The organism is Variovorax sp. CF079 (genome assembly GCF_900101545.1).
In the GTDB taxonomy this organism is placed as follows: Bacteria; Pseudomonadota; Gammaproteobacteria; order Burkholderiales; family Burkholderiaceae_C; genus Variovorax.
The window spans coordinates 121,703-135,090 of record NZ_FMZU01000006.1; the positions used below are offsets into that span (position 1 = coordinate 121,703).

Genomic DNA, 13,388 nt, shown 5'->3' on the forward strand with positions numbered 1-13,388 from the left:
TTCAGTCTCCAGGAAGTACGACGATGCTCAGAGGAATCCGACCGAGAACCAGGGCACGAACACCAGCAGCAGGAGCGCGAGGAACAGCGCCGCCATGTGGGGCCAGACACGCGGCATCGCGACGTCCGGCGGCACCCGGCCGATCGCACAGGCCGCATAGAAGCCGACCCCGAACGGCGGCGCGAAGAGGCCGAGGCCCATCGCGAAGATCACGACCATCGCGTAGTGCACCTCGTTGACGCCGACGAGCTTGGCGATGGGGAACAGCAGCGGCCCGAACAGCACGATCGCGGGGATGCCCTCGAGCAGGCTGCCCAGCACCACGAACGCCAGAGCGGACACCAGCAGGAAGCCCACCTTGCCGCCCGGCACCGCGGTCATGATCTTGACCAGGTCCTGCGCAAAGCCCGACTGCGTCAGCGCCCACGCCATGGCGGTGGCGCAACCGACGATCAGCAGGATCGCCCCCGACAGGCACGCCGTGTCGAGCAGCATGGGGTAGATTCGGCGCCAGTCGAACTGACGGTAGATGCAGATGCCCGCGAGCACGGTGTAGAAGATGCCGATCGTCGACACCTCGGTCGCGGTGGCCACGCCCTCGACCACCGCGGTGCGGATGATCACAGGCAGCGCGAGCGCCGGCAGCGCCACCAGCAGCAGTTTGCCGACCTGCTGGCGCGTCGCCTTGGTGACGCCCGACATGTCTTCGCGGCGCGTCTGCCACCAGACGACGCATGCCATCAGCACCAGACCGACGACGGCCGGCATCAGGCCGCCGATGAACAGTGAGGTGATCGACACGCCGGTCACCGAGCCGACCGTGATGAGCACGATGCTCGGCGGGATGGTTTCCGACATGGCGCCCGAGGCCGACAGCAGGCCGATCAGGTCGCCATCCTTGCTGCCGCGCTTCTTCATCTCGGGGAACAGCGCCGGGGCAACCGCAGCCATGTCGGCCGCCTTGGCACCCGAGATGCCGGACACGATGTACATCGCGCCCAGCAGCACGTACTGCAGGCCGCCGCGTACGTGGCCGATCAGGCTTACGAGGAAATTGATCATCGCGCGGGCCAGGCCGGTCATCTCGATCAGCGAGCCCAGGAAGACGAAGAGCGGCACGGCCAGAAGGATCAGGTGAGACATGCCTTCCTGCATGCGGTTGGGCATGATCGACATCGGCGTGCTGGTGGAGAACGCCAGGTACGACATCGTTGCCAGGCCGAACGCGAAGGCGATGGGAACGCCGATCACGATCGCGCCGACCAGCATGACCAGAAAGAAGATCACCAGGTTGATGTTTCCCAAACCGGCCAGCGTCGGCGACAGCAGCCACAGCGCCGCGCCGCCCAGCGCCACAGCACCACCGGTGAGCGCAATCTGCTTCCAGCTCGCCTGCTCGAAGAGCCGCGTCACGGCGGTCACCAGCATCAGCGCCGTGCCTGCGAACACAGCCCCTGCGCGCCATCCCTCGCTGATCCCGAGCACCGGCGTCGAGACCTCGATCTCTCCGTGCCAATGCTCCCAGGCCGGACCGACCAACATGACCAGGAACGCGACCACCAGGCACATGCCGAGCGCATCGAGCCAGGCGCGCCTTGCGGGCGGCAGATCCTTGACGAAGGTCGTCAGGTGCATGTGGGCGGTGCGCCGCAATGCAATGCACGACCCGAGCACCGCGAGCCACAGGAACAGGATGCTGGCGAGTTCGTCGGTCCAGGTGATCGGGTCATGCAACGCGTAGCGCGCGAAGGCGCCGCCACCCAGGATCAGAACTTCGGCCACCACGATGGCGGCAGCGGGAATCTCGGTCACCCAAGCCAGCAACCGGTCGAACCAGCGCGACGTGGAAGGCGTGGCAACAGCGAGCGGATCGACAGTGGACTGCATGGGGCGCTCCTGATCGGGATGGTTGGCCGCGCGGGCGTCAAACGAGCTTGCCCGAATACTTCTCGAGCTTGGCCCAGGCCTCGTCGCCGTACTTGCCCTTCCACTCGGTATAGAAGCCCGCGGTCTTGAGCATGTCGCGGAACGGTCCCGGATCGGGTTTGTTGAAGGTCACGCCCAGCTTGGTCAGTTGGGCCTGCGCGTCGGCGTTCAGCCTCGCGATGTCCTCGCGCTGCTTGAGGGCGGCAGCGTTGAGATTCTTCGACAGCGACTCCTGAACCTCCTTCGGCAAGGCCTGCAGCTTCTTCGCGTTGCCGAAGATGAAGTGGCCGTCCCAGGTATGAGCCGTCAGCGAACAGTACTTCTGAACTTCGTAGAGCTTGGCACTCTGGATCAGCGCGAGCGGATTCTCCTGGCCGTCGACCACCTTGGTCTGCAGCGACGAGTAGAGCTCGCCGAACGGAATCGCGGTCGGCGATGCGCCCATGGCCTTGAACATCGAGATCCACAGCGGGATGCCCGGCACACGGATCTTGAAACCTTTCAGGTCGGCCGGCGAGACGATGGGCTTGCTGGCCGACGTGATATTGCGGTAGCCGTTGTCGAGGCACTTTTCGTAGGCATGCAGGTTCGCCTTGGCCAGCGCGGATCGGACATGGGCGCCCAGATCGCCGTCCATCGCGGCCCACACCGCGTCATAGTCCTTGAACGCGAAGGCCACGCCGTTGATGCCAGCGGTTGCCACCAGCGTCTGCAGATTGGTGCCGGCGGTGGACATGATGTCGATCGCGCCGGCGCGCGTCTGCGAAATCATGTCCGGCTCGCTGCCGAGCTGACTGGTCGGGTAGACCTGCAAGTCGACCCGGCCGCTGGTGTCCTTGCGTATCGCTTCGGCCGCTTCCTTGATGCGCAAGGTGCCGGGATGGTCGGCCGGGAAGGCGGTGCCGTACTTGAGCTTGATCTCGCTTTGCGCAAAAGCGAAGCGGACTGGGAGCGTGGCGGCCACGCCGGTGACGGCGACGGCGGTGGCGAACTGGCGGCGAGTGGGCGCGAAGGTCATGACAAGGTCTCCGTTGGGTCTTCTGGGTCGGTGGTGCAGGATGCGCGATTCAGGTGGACAGCAACGCCGTCATGCCGCCTTGGCGCAGCGTGGACAGGTGCCGCGCCAGACGGCCGGCAAAGACCGGCGGCCAAGGCCCCGTGCCGAAGACGGCGCTGTGCGCCAACGCGGCGTTCGCCGCGTCGGTGTCGTTGGCGGCCCGCCGCAGGCGCGCAGCGAGCGCCTCGGCGCCCGGGTCGCTGATGACCAGTGCTGCGCCGTTGTCGCCGTGCCCGGCAGCCAGGTAGTGCAGCCAGATCGCCAATGCGCGCTCGAGTTGCGGGCGCTCCACATCCGCCGCCAGGCTCTCGCGCAAGGCTGGCAGCCAGCGCACCGGTATCTTCTGGGTCCCGTCCATGGCGATCTGCTGCGTGCGGTGGGCCAGCGCCGGATTCTCGAAACGCCTGAGCAATTCGTGGCAATAGGCCAGTACGTCATAACCCGATGGGGCCGCCACGCTCGCGCGCAGATCCTCCAGCATCAGCCGACGCGCGAAGCCGCCGACCAGAGGATGCGCCATGGCGTCGGACACCGTCTCCAGTCCGCCCATCTGGCCGGCGTAGGCGAGCGCCGAGTGCGTGCCATTGAGCAGGCGCAGCTTCATCGCCTGATAGGGACGCACGTCGCTGGTGAGCAGGGCGCCAGCGTCCTCCCAGGCCGGTCGAATGCCGGCGAAGCGATCTTCGATCACCCACTGGGTGAACGGCTCGCAGACGATGGCCGCCTCGTCACGAAGGCCGAGCCGAGCGGCGGCCCATTCGAGCGAGACGGGCGTTGCCGCCGGCACGATGCGGTCGACCATGCTGTTGGGGCAGCCGATCTCGGCTTCGATGCGGCGTGCAAGCTTCGCATCGAACAGGTCCGCGTACTGCACCAGCAGCTTGCGCAAGGTGTCGCCATTGCTGGCCATGTTGTCGCAGCACACCAGCGTCAACGGGGCGCCGGCGGGGCGGCGGCGGATGCCTGCGGCCAGCACGCCCAGCGTCGTTCGCGGCGTCTGCGGCTTCGCGATGTCGTGGCGCACAAGGACGTCGTCGATGTCGAGGTCGGCGCTGGCCGGGTTCTGGCTGTAGCCCTTTTCAGTGACGGTGCTGGTCACGATGGCCGTCGCCGGACTGGCGATGGACGCGATGACCTGCTCAAGTTGCCTGGGTGCATACAGGGCGTCGCATAACGCACCGACAACCCTTGTGCGTGCATCGTCGCCGTGGCGCTCGGTCACCGAATACAGGTGGTCTTGCGCTGCCAGCGCCTCGGAAACGCGCGGGTCGCGCAGGCTCACCCCGACGATGCCCCAGCGAAGGTCGCCCCGCGCGACGACCGCCTCGGTGTAGAGCGCCTGATGGGCACGGTGAAACGCGCCCAGTCCGAGATGCACGATGCCCCGCGCCAGGCCGCCGCGGTCGTAGTGCGGGCGCGCGATGCCGTCGCCGAGATCGCGCAGGCCGCGCTGCGAGAGCCGCGAGTTCTGATCTGCTGACAAGGGCACTTCGGCGTCTCCGATCATTCACCACAGTACCATGGTGGCATGGCACGATGCGAGGAGTCTACGAATCAAGCGGGGTGTGAAGTACCGGTAGAAACCCGGATAGGGCCGCGATCATGGCGTGCACTACCATGGTGTAAAGTGACTCATCCCACCAGAGAAGCACCCATCCGATGACCGCCCGAGTCCTAGCCAGCAACCCCCACCATGCCGATGCGCAGCATGTCGAAGACCCTCTGGTTGCGGCGCTGGCCGGTTTCAAGCTCGACCCCGCGCGCTCCTATACCGCGCAGGTGCACAGCCAGCTGCAAGAAGCCATCGTGCGCGGCGTCTTGCCCCCGCGCACGGCGCTCTCGGAAGCGACGATCTCCAAGCTGATCGATGTGAGCCGCACGCCGGTGCGCGAAGCGCTGGCGCAATTGGCTGATGAACAGATGGTGCTGATCTACCGTCAGGTCGGCACGATCGTGGCACCCGTGCGCATGTCGCTGCTCGAGGAAGGCCGCTTCGTGCGCAGCACGCTGGAATGCGCGAGCCATGTGCAACTCGCCCAGACCATCACACCGGCGCAACTCAACGAATTCGGCCAGATCGTTGCGCGCCAGCGCGACGCTGTCGCGAGCGGCGAGATCGATCGCTTTTCCGAGCTGGACGAGTTGATGCATCGGCGCCTGTTCGAGTTTGCAGGTCGCGAACACGTCTGGGCCATGCTGGAACCTATCAAGCGCCAGTTCGACCGCGTGCGTTGGCTGCTGCTGGGCCACGTGGCCGGCCATGCCGAGCGCGCGCTGAAGGAACACGAGCAGATGCTGGCGCAGATGGCGTCGCGCGACGTGGCCGGTCTGGGCGCGAGCGTCGCCGCCCACATCAATCACATCACCGCACACCTCACGGCGCTGCGCGAACATGCGCCCGCGAGCTACTTCGCCGACTGACCGATCCTTGGCTTGACCTCAGCGTCCAGCAAAGGTGGATAGTCTTCCCTGGGTTCGTGCGCCACGGACCTGCTCTGCCGCAACCTCAGCCTCGGCGACTGGATGCTGCGGCGGCCGACCTTCAGGAGCTGGATTGATGGCGCGCAATCGCTGCCTGCAGTTCTGCGAGCAGGCGCGGATCGTGCGTGGCGCGCTCCAGGAAGCGCTCGTCGGCCAAGGCGCTGGCACGGCGCCGCGCCAAATCCTGCACCGCGGCGGCGGCACGGCCCCAAATCTGGTTGACCAAGGAAAACGCGGTGTTTCCCATTGCGCGCTGCGGACGCAGGTCGACGAAAGAAGTCATCGTGTTCCTCCCGGGAACGAGTGGCCGAGGCCGAAGACTGAATATTAGGGTTTTCCCTTATGCCTGGGAAGTTCAGCTTCCTGATGTTTGTCATTCAGAGCGCTGATAGCGGCCTTTTTCGATTGCGTTGCCCCGAACGCGCGGGGGCCGTAGGGAAACAGCGGGGCACGTAGGGGAAACAGAGGGGAAGCGCACCCGCACGTCTGGGCGCTAGCGGCATGGCGCCGTGGCCTCCACCTGTTAATGAAGTTGCTATGCTGTGGCGCATCGTCGCTCGCTTGGGGCGTTGCGCCAGCGCGACATCTTGAATTTCGTCGGTATTTTTGTATCCGGGAAGCCGAAGTCGCCAAGGTTCAGCATTCATGCGGGGTGCCAAGGGGGTTGTGATTCCTCGCGGCATTTCCTTCAGGCCTTCCCATCTGCACGCGGAGGGCCTCTTGACCTACCAACTCCACTACTGGCCCACCATCCAGGGCCGCGGCGAATTCGTGCGCCTCGCGCTCGAGGCAGCTGGCGCCGCGTATGTCGACGTGGCGCGCGAGCCGCCGGGCAAAGGCGGCGGCGAGGCCGCGCTCGCGCGGCGGCTTAGCGATCCGGACAATCCGCGCGCGGCCTTCGCGCCGCCCTTCCTCGTCGACGGCGACATCGTGGTCGGCCAGACCGCCGCGATCTTGCTCTACCTCGGCCCGCGGCTCGGGCTCGCCGGCATCGGCGAGGCCGACGGGCTCTGGACGCACCAGCTGCAGCTCACCATCGCCGACATGGTGGCCGAGGTGCACGACACGCACCATCCGATCTCGGCCGGCCGCTACTACGAAGACCAGCGCGAGGCCGCGCTGGAGCGCGCCAAGTGCTTTCGCGAAGAGCGGATTCCGAAATTCCTCGGCTGGTTCGAGCGCGTGCTCGAGCGCAATCCCGCGGGCGACCTCCACCTGGTCGGCGATACGCTGACTTACGCCGACCTGTCGCTGTTCCAGCTGGTGGCGGGTCTGCGCTATGCCTTTTCGAAGGCCACGGCGCGCGTGTTGGCCGAGACGCCCGCGGTCGCCAAGCTGCATGCCAACGTGGGCCGCCGCCAGCGCGTGCACGACTACCTGCAGAGCCCGCGTCGCATCGCCTTCAACGAAGACGGCATCTTCAGGCGCTATCCGGAACTCGACGGTTAGGGCCTGTTAACGCTATTTGCGGGGACCGCACGCACGGCGTCGCGCGCTTTGATTGGCACGCCCTGGCATGCCTTCGCGACCCCGCAAATAGCGTTGACAGGCCCTAGTCGCTGGGCTCGTCGCGCAGGCGCAGCGCGGTGTCGTAGAGCGCATTGCGCGGCGCGCCGCTGATCTCGGCCGCAAGCCGCACCGCGCTCTTGAGCGGCAGCTCGGCAAGCAGCAGCCGCAGCACGCGTTCGGCTTCGCCATTGCCATCGTCCTCCGCCACGGCCTTCGGATGCAGCACCAGCGCGAACTCGCCGCGCGTGCGGTCGCGGCCGGCTGCAAACCAGTCGGGCAGGGCGGCAGCGGCGACCGTGGCGATCTCCTCGAACTGCTTGGTGAGTTCGCGGCCCACCGTCACACGCCGCTCGCCCAGAATGGCCAGCGCGCGTGCCAGCGCTTCGATGCGGTGCGGCGCTTCGAGCAGCACCACGCTGCGCGGCTCGGCGGCCAGTGCCTGCACGGCGGCATCGCGCTCACCGGACTTGCTGGGCAGGAAGCCGGCGAACACGAAAGCGCTGCCCGCATCGCCCGCCGCGACCAGCCCGGCCGCACCGATCAGCGTCGTCACGCTGCTCGCGCCGGGCAGCGGCAGCACCCGGTAGCCTGCCTCGCGCACGGCCGCGACCAGGCGCGCGCCCGGGTCGCTCACACCGGGCGTGCCGGCATCGCTGACATAGGCGATGCGTTCACCGCGCGCGAGCCGCGCGATCACCGCCTGTGCCGCCTCGGCCTCGTTGTGCTGATGCAGGGCGAGCAGCTGGGCCGAGGGGCGATCGATGCCATAGGCGCGCAGCAGGCTCTGGGTGTGGCGCGTGTCCTCGCAGGCGACGGCATCGACCAGCTGCAGCACCTGCAGTGCGCGCAGCGTGATGTCTGCCAGGTTGCCGATCGGCGTGGCGACGACATAGAGCGTCGCTTGCGGATAATGCTGCGCACCCGCAGCATCGCGCGCGGCCTGCAGGGCGGCGCCGAACGAAGCGGGGGCGAGAGAGTTCAATGGGTTTTCTCCAGAACAAGACGGCGGGGAGGCATTTCAAGTGACGACCAAGCAGCGCGGCGATGCGGCGGAAGACGCCGCGCTCGCCCATCTCCAAGCGGCCGGCCTGGTGCTGGTCGCGCGCAATTATCGAACCCCGGGCCGCGGCGGCGGCGAGATCGACCTGATCGTGCGCGATCCGCGCGACGGCACGCTGGTGTTCGTCGAGGTGCGCCAGCGCGCCGGCGCCACGCATGGCGGCGCGGCCGGGAGCATCACCGCGGTGAAGAAGCGGCGCATCGTCTTCGCGGCGCGGCACTACCTGAGCCGGCTGCGCACGCCGCCGCCTTGCCGTTTCGACGTCGTGCTGGTGGAGGAGCGCATCGCCTGGATCCAGGCCGCCTTCGACGCGGATTGAGCCTCCGCCGAGGGAACCGATGCGTTGCCCCATACTCAAGTGCATCAAGCGCAGCACCTACGTCTTGTTTCAGAACCCACAGTTATCATCCCGGCCCATGCTCGAGCAACGGATCCAGCAGCACTTCATCGACAGCGCGGACCTCAAGTACCAGGCAGGTCCGCTCCTGAGCAAACCGATCGGGCAGGCGATGCAGGCCCTGCTCGCCTGCGTGACCAGCGGCGGCAAGATCCTGGCCTGCGGAGCGGGCGTCTCGGGGCTTCTCGCCGCGCTGTTCGCCGCCCAGTTCGTCGGCCGCTTCGAGCGCGAACGGCCCGAGCTGGGCGCGATCGCGCTGCCGGGCGACACCACCGACCCCGCCGCGGACACCGCCGACGCAAGCGATGCGGACCGGTTCGCGCGCCAGGTGCGTGCCCTCGGCCAGGCCGGCGACGTGCTGCTGACGCTGAGCGCCAGCGGCCAGTCGGCCGCAGTGCTGGCCGCGGTCGAGGCAGCGCATGCACGCGACATGACGGTGGTTGCCCTGCTGGGCAACGCCGCGGGCAGTGGCGCCAGCAGCAGCCCCGGCGGCGCCGTGGGGCGTGCATTGCGCGAAACCGATGTCCAGATCTGCGTGCCGCACGAACGCGCGGCGCGAATCCACGAAGTCCACCTGCTTGCGCTGCACTGCCTGTGCGACGGCGTGGACGCCCAGCTACTCGGAGAACAGGAAGGTTCCATATGACGAAGACATCCATCCGGCGCATCGCGTTGACCCTGACCGCCGGCGCCGCACTGGTTGCCGGCCTTTCCGCTTGCGTGCCGCTGGTGGTCGGAGGCGCCGCGGTCGTTGGTGCGGGGATGGTCGCGACCGACCGCCGCAGCTCGGGCGCGCAGATCGACGACCAGGGCATCGAGCTGCGCGGCGGCGCACGGGTGCGCGAGATCGCCAACGACCAGATGTACGTCAGCATCACGAGCTTCAATCGGCAGGTGCTGTTGACCGGCGCGGTGGGCAGCGAGGCCGACCGGCGGCGCGTCGAGGAGGTGGTGCGCCGGGTCGACAACGTGCGTTCGGTGGTCAACGAACTGACGGTGGGGCCGCCGAGCACCTTCCAGCAGCGTTCCAACGACGCCTTCATCGTCGGCAAGATCAAGGCCTCGCTGCTCGATGCCAAGGACGTCTTCGCCAATTCCTTCAAGATCGTCGCCGACCGCGGCACGGTCTACCTGATGGGCCTGGCCACGCGGCGCGAAACCGATCGCGCGACCGACATCGCGCGCGGCGTCTCGGGCGTGGAGAAGGTGGTGCGGGTGGTCGAGATCGTCAGCGAAGCGGAGCTCGCGAACCAGGCGCAGCAGGGCGGCACCGGTCCGGCGCCGGCCTCGCGTTCCAACGTGCCGCTGCCGCCGATGGAGCCGCTGCCGCCGGCGGGTTCACCGCCAGCGGGCGGCGCCACTGCCACGCCGGTTCGATAGGAATTCCAGGAACACCGCGGAACCGGCTTTGCCGGGCCGCTGGTGTTGCCCCCTGCAAGGGGGTTGGCGTAGCGACACGAAGTGCGCGAAGCCTGGGGGTGGGCTCAGCGCAGCCTGGTGATCAGGCTCGAGGTGTCCCACCTGTTTCCGCCGGCCTGCTGCACGTCGGCATAGAACTGGTCGACCAGCGCGGTCACCGGCAGCCGCGCGCCGTTGCGCTTGGCTTCGTCGAGCACCAGGCCGAGATCCTTGCGCATCCAGTCGACTGCGAAGCCGTAGTCGAACTTGCCTTCGATCATGGTCTTGCCGCGGTTGTCCATCTGCCAGCTCTGCGCTGCGCCCTTGCCGATCACGGCCAGCACTTCGTTCATGTCCAGGCCGGCGCGCTGGCCGAAGGCGATCGCCTCCGACAGGCCCTGCACCAGGCCGGCGATCGCGATCTGGTTGACCATCTTCGCAAGCTGGCCTGCGCCGCTGTCGCCGAGCAGGGTGACGGCGCGCGCAAAGGCCGCGATCACCGGCTTGACGCGCTCGAAGGCCGCCTTGTCGCCGCCGCACATCACCGTCAGCACGCCGTTCTGCGCTCCGGCCTGGCCGCCGGAGACTGGAGCGTCGATGAACTGGAGGCCGCGTTCCAGCGCCGCCTTCGCGAGCTCGCGCGCGACATCGGCGGAAGCCGTGGTGTGGTCGACGAACACCGAGCCCTGGGCCATGCCCGCGAAGGCGCCGTCGTCGCCGAGCACGACCGAGCGCAGGTCGTCGTCGTTGCCGACGCAGCAGAAGACGATTGTTGCGCCCGCGGCGGCTTCGCGCGGCGTGGCCGCAGGGCGCAGCGCCCCCTTGGCCTGGGGCGCGAATTCCTTGTACCAGTCGGCGGCCTTCGCGGCCGTGCGGTTGTAGACCGCGACACTGTGGCCGGCCAGCGCAAGGTGGCCGGCCATGGGGTAACCCATCACGCCGAGGCCGAGAAAGGCGAGCTTGCGTGAGGGCGTGGAGTCGTAGGACTTGGAGGCAATGGAGGAGGTCATCGCTCGAGCTTATTCTGCTTTTTGCGGCCTCGATCAGTCCACCTTGATGTCCGAGCGCGCGGCCATGGCACGCATCCTGGGCAGTTCCTCTTCGATCCGTGCTTTCAGTGCCGCGCCGTTGCCGTAGGCGTAGGTTAAGCCGATGTCGGCCAGTTTCTTCCTCATCTCCGGCGTGCTCGCGACCTCGGCCAGGGCCTTCTCGAGCTTCTGCTGCACCGCAGGCGCAAGGCCGGCCGGCGCCACCAGGGCGAACCAGGTGCCCATGGCGAAGCCCGGATAACCGCTCTCGGCCACGGTCGGCACCTGGGGCAGCAGGGGCAGGCGCTGCGCCGAGAGCACCGCGATCGGCTTGATCTTGCCGGCCTTGATCAGCGGAGTGGCCGCCACCACGGTGTCGACCGCCACCTGCACCTGGCCGCCCATCAGCGCGGTGAGGCTGGGGGCGCTGCCGTTGAAGGGAACATGCACCATGCGGATGCCGGCCACCGACTTGAGCATTTCGCCGCCGAAGTGCACGGAGGAGCCGGTGCCGAAGGAGCCATAGGAGAACTTGTCCGGCGCCGCCTTGGCCTGCGCGACGATGTCCTTGAGCGTGCTGCCGGCGGTGGTGTCGCCGGCCACCAGGATCAGGCTCATGTCGGCGACCATGCCGATGGGCGTGAAGCTGCGGATGGGGTCGTAGGGCAGCGACTGGCGGATCGCCGGGTTCAGTGTGAGCGTCGTGCTGGCGCCCAGCAGCAGCGTGTAGCCGTCCGGTGGCGCCTTCGCGACGATCGAGGCCGCGATCACCGTGCTGGCGCCGGGCTTGTTCTCCACCACCACGGGCTGGCCCAGCTTCTCGCCGAGGCCGATCGCCAGCATGCGGCCCAGCACATCGGTGGCGCCACCGGGCGCAAAGGGCACCAGCAGCTTGATCGGCCGTGCCGGATAACCGTCCTGGGCGAAGGCGCCGGTGCATGCGGCGGCCAGCGTGCAGGCGGTCAGAAGAAACTGGAGGAAGCGGCGCAGGGGTGGCGTGCTCATGTGAGCTCCTGTGGAGAGGGAAAGTGGAAAAAGTCAGGCCAGCAGCGGGCTCGGCACGCGCGCATGGCCGCTGGCCTGGTCGTAGGCATGGCCGATCTCCAGCACGGCCGCGTCGGCCTGGGCCGGGCCGATGATCTGGATGCCCGCAGGCAGGCCGCCGGGCCCGAAGCCCGCCGGCGCGGCCAGCGCCGGCAGTCCGGCCATGGTGGCGGGCACCACGGCCTGCATCCAGCGGTGGTAGGTGTCCATGGCGCGTCCGTCGATGGCGTGCGGCCAGTCCAGGCCGGCATCGAAGGGGAACACCTGGGCCGCGGGCATCACGAGGAAGTCGAACTGTTCGAACAGGCCGCGCAACACCTGGTACCAGGCCGAGCGCTCGCTGGCGGCGCGGTAGACCTCCTGGCCCGAGAGCCGAAGGCCGCGCTCGATTTCCCATACCGCTTCGGGCTTGAGCAGCGCGCGCGTGGCCGGGTCGTGATAGAGCGCCGCGTTGGCGCCCGTGAAGGAAAAGCTGCGCAGGTCGATCCAGGCGCGCCACAGGCGTTCGAAGTCGAAGTCCGGCAGCACGGGTTCGACCGTGCAGCCGATGGTCTCGAAATGCCTCAACGCCTGCGCACAGGTGCCCAGCAGGCCGGGCTCGGTCGGCAGGTGGCCGCCCAGATCGCCGAGCCAGCCGATGCGTGCGCCGCGGAAGTCTCGTTCCAGGGCGCCGGTGAACGCGGCGGGGTCGTCCTGCCGGCGGGTGAGCGGGAGGCGAGGATCGAAGCCGGCCTGCACCGACAGCAGCAGGGCCAGGTCGGGAATGTTGCGCGCCATCGGGCCGGCGACACTGAACTGCTGAAAGAAGACCTCCTCGGTCGGGCCGTGCGGCACGCAGCCGACGGAGGTGCGCAGGCCGTACACGTTGTTGAAGGCCGAGGGCGTGCGCAGCGAGCCCATCATGTCCGAGCCGTCGGCCAGCGGCAGCAGGCGCAGCGCCACGGCCACGCCTGCGCCGCCGCTGCTGCCGCCGGCGGAGCGCGAGGGATCGAAGGCATTGCGGGTGGTGCCGTAGACCGGGTTGTAGGTGTGGCCGCCGAGCCCGAATTCGGGCGAGTTGCTTCGGCCGATGAAGATCGCACCCCCGCGGCGCATGCGCTCGAACACCACGGCATCGGTTGTCGAAACCTTGCCGCTGAAGATCGGGGAGCCGCGCGTCGTGACCATGCCGGCCGCCGGCATGATGTCCTTGGGCGCCTGCGGAAAGCCGTGCAGCAGGCCCAGGCTCTCGCCGCGCGCGAGCTGCGCGTCGCGCTCCGCGGCCAGCCGGCGAAGCGCGTCGCGATCCTGCAGCGCGACGATGGCATTGACCTTCGGGTTGAGCCTGTCGATCTGCGCGAGGTAGGCGTCCAGCACCTCGGCGCAGGAAAGCTCCCTAGCGTGGATGGCGCGAGACAGCGCGGTCGCTTCCAGCGCCACGATGTAGGAGGAGGGCGCGCCAGTGGCGCGCGCGCCGGTCGGCGAAGCGGGTTTCAACAGCATGTTCGG

The 13,388-nt window shown here is 68.1% G+C and carries 13 protein-coding genes; 5 read left to right on the plus strand and 8 right to left on the minus strand.

Annotated elements, in window-relative coordinates:
- Window positions 1-27: 27 nt before the first annotated feature.
- The 3 genes from BLS74_RS09770 to BLS74_RS09780 are packed head-to-tail and all read right to left on the minus strand — an operon-like array spanning window position 28 to window position 4,427.
- Window positions 28-1,887, minus strand: a complete 1,860-nt coding sequence (locus BLS74_RS09770; RefSeq protein ID WP_093105043.1) for a TRAP transporter large permease — start codon at window positions 1,885-1,887, stop codon at window positions 28-30.
- A gap of 37 nt (window positions 1,888-1,924) precedes the next feature.
- Window positions 1,925-2,944, minus strand: a complete 1,020-nt coding sequence (locus tag BLS74_RS09775) for a TRAP transporter substrate-binding protein (protein WP_093105046.1) — start codon at window positions 2,942-2,944, stop codon at window positions 1,925-1,927.
- Window positions 2,945-2,993: 49 nt separating this feature from the next.
- On the minus strand, window positions 2,994-4,427 hold the full coding sequence (locus tag BLS74_RS09780; RefSeq protein WP_244503833.1) for a mannitol dehydrogenase family protein: 1,434 nt from the start codon (window positions 4,425-4,427) through the stop codon (window positions 2,994-2,996).
- 215 nt (window positions 4,428-4,642) lie between these two features.
- Between BLS74_RS09780 and BLS74_RS09785 the strand changes: the two genes are divergently transcribed.
- On the plus strand, window positions 4,643-5,404 hold the full coding sequence (locus BLS74_RS09785) for a GntR family transcriptional regulator (RefSeq protein ID WP_093105051.1): 762 nt from the start codon (window positions 4,643-4,645) through the stop codon (window positions 5,402-5,404).
- A gap of 121 nt (window positions 5,405-5,525) precedes the next feature.
- Here BLS74_RS09785 and BLS74_RS09790 read toward each other — a convergent pair whose 3' ends face one another.
- Entirely contained in the window at window positions 5,526-5,747 is a 222-nt protein-coding gene (locus tag BLS74_RS09790) for a hypothetical protein (RefSeq protein ID WP_093105053.1), read from the minus strand.
- A gap of 437 nt (window positions 5,748-6,184) precedes the next feature.
- On the opposite strand from BLS74_RS09790, the gene BLS74_RS09795 reads away from it, so the two are divergent.
- On the plus strand, window positions 6,185-6,913 hold the full coding sequence (locus BLS74_RS09795) for a glutathione S-transferase (RefSeq protein ID WP_093105056.1): 729 nt from the start codon (window positions 6,185-6,187) through the stop codon (window positions 6,911-6,913).
- Between the two features lie 103 nt (window positions 6,914-7,016).
- Here the strand turns inward: BLS74_RS09795 and rsmI are convergent, their stop codons facing one another.
- Entirely contained in the window at window positions 7,017-7,955 is a 939-nt protein-coding gene (rsmI, locus tag BLS74_RS09800; RefSeq protein WP_093105059.1) for a 16S rRNA (cytidine(1402)-2'-O)-methyltransferase, read from the minus strand.
- A 40-nt stretch (window positions 7,956-7,995) separates the two neighbouring features.
- Here rsmI and BLS74_RS09805 point away from each other — a divergent pair, with 40 nt between their 5' ends.
- The 3 genes from BLS74_RS09805 to BLS74_RS09815 all read left to right on the plus strand — a co-directional run bounded on the left by BLS74_RS09805 (window position 7,996) and on the right by BLS74_RS09815 (window position 9,810).
- Window positions 7,996-8,352, plus strand: coding sequence for a YraN family protein (locus tag BLS74_RS09805; RefSeq protein WP_093105061.1), 357 nt, complete (start codon window positions 7,996-7,998; stop codon window positions 8,350-8,352).
- A 97-nt stretch (window positions 8,353-8,449) separates the two neighbouring features.
- A complete protein-coding gene (locus BLS74_RS09810) occupies window positions 8,450-9,076 on the plus strand; it encodes an SIS domain-containing protein (protein ID WP_093105064.1) in 627 nt (208 codons plus the stop codon).
- Entirely contained in the window at window positions 9,073-9,810 is a 738-nt protein-coding gene (locus BLS74_RS09815) for a BON domain-containing protein (RefSeq protein WP_093105066.1), read from the plus strand. Before BLS74_RS09810 ends, BLS74_RS09815 begins: the two co-directional genes overlap by 4 nt.
- A gap of 104 nt (window positions 9,811-9,914) precedes the next feature.
- Here BLS74_RS09815 and BLS74_RS09820 read toward each other — a convergent pair whose 3' ends face one another.
- The 3 genes from BLS74_RS09820 to BLS74_RS09830 are packed head-to-tail and all read right to left on the minus strand — an operon-like array spanning window position 9,915 to window position 13,382.
- Window positions 9,915-10,838 (minus strand): NAD(P)-dependent oxidoreductase, encoded by a 924-nt coding sequence (locus BLS74_RS09820; RefSeq protein WP_093105069.1) that lies wholly within the window; start codon window positions 10,836-10,838, stop codon window positions 9,915-9,917.
- A gap of 33 nt (window positions 10,839-10,871) precedes the next feature.
- Window positions 10,872-11,861 carry a Bug family tripartite tricarboxylate transporter substrate binding protein gene (locus BLS74_RS09825; protein ID WP_093105072.1) on the minus strand — a complete coding sequence of 330 codons (990 nt, stop codon included), beginning with the start codon at window positions 11,859-11,861 and terminating at the stop codon, window positions 10,872-10,874.
- A 33-nt stretch (window positions 11,862-11,894) separates the two neighbouring features.
- On the minus strand, window positions 11,895-13,382 hold the full coding sequence (locus BLS74_RS09830; RefSeq protein WP_093105074.1) for an amidase: 1,488 nt from the start codon (window positions 13,380-13,382) through the stop codon (window positions 11,895-11,897).
- Window positions 13,383-13,388: the final 6 nt, after the last annotated feature.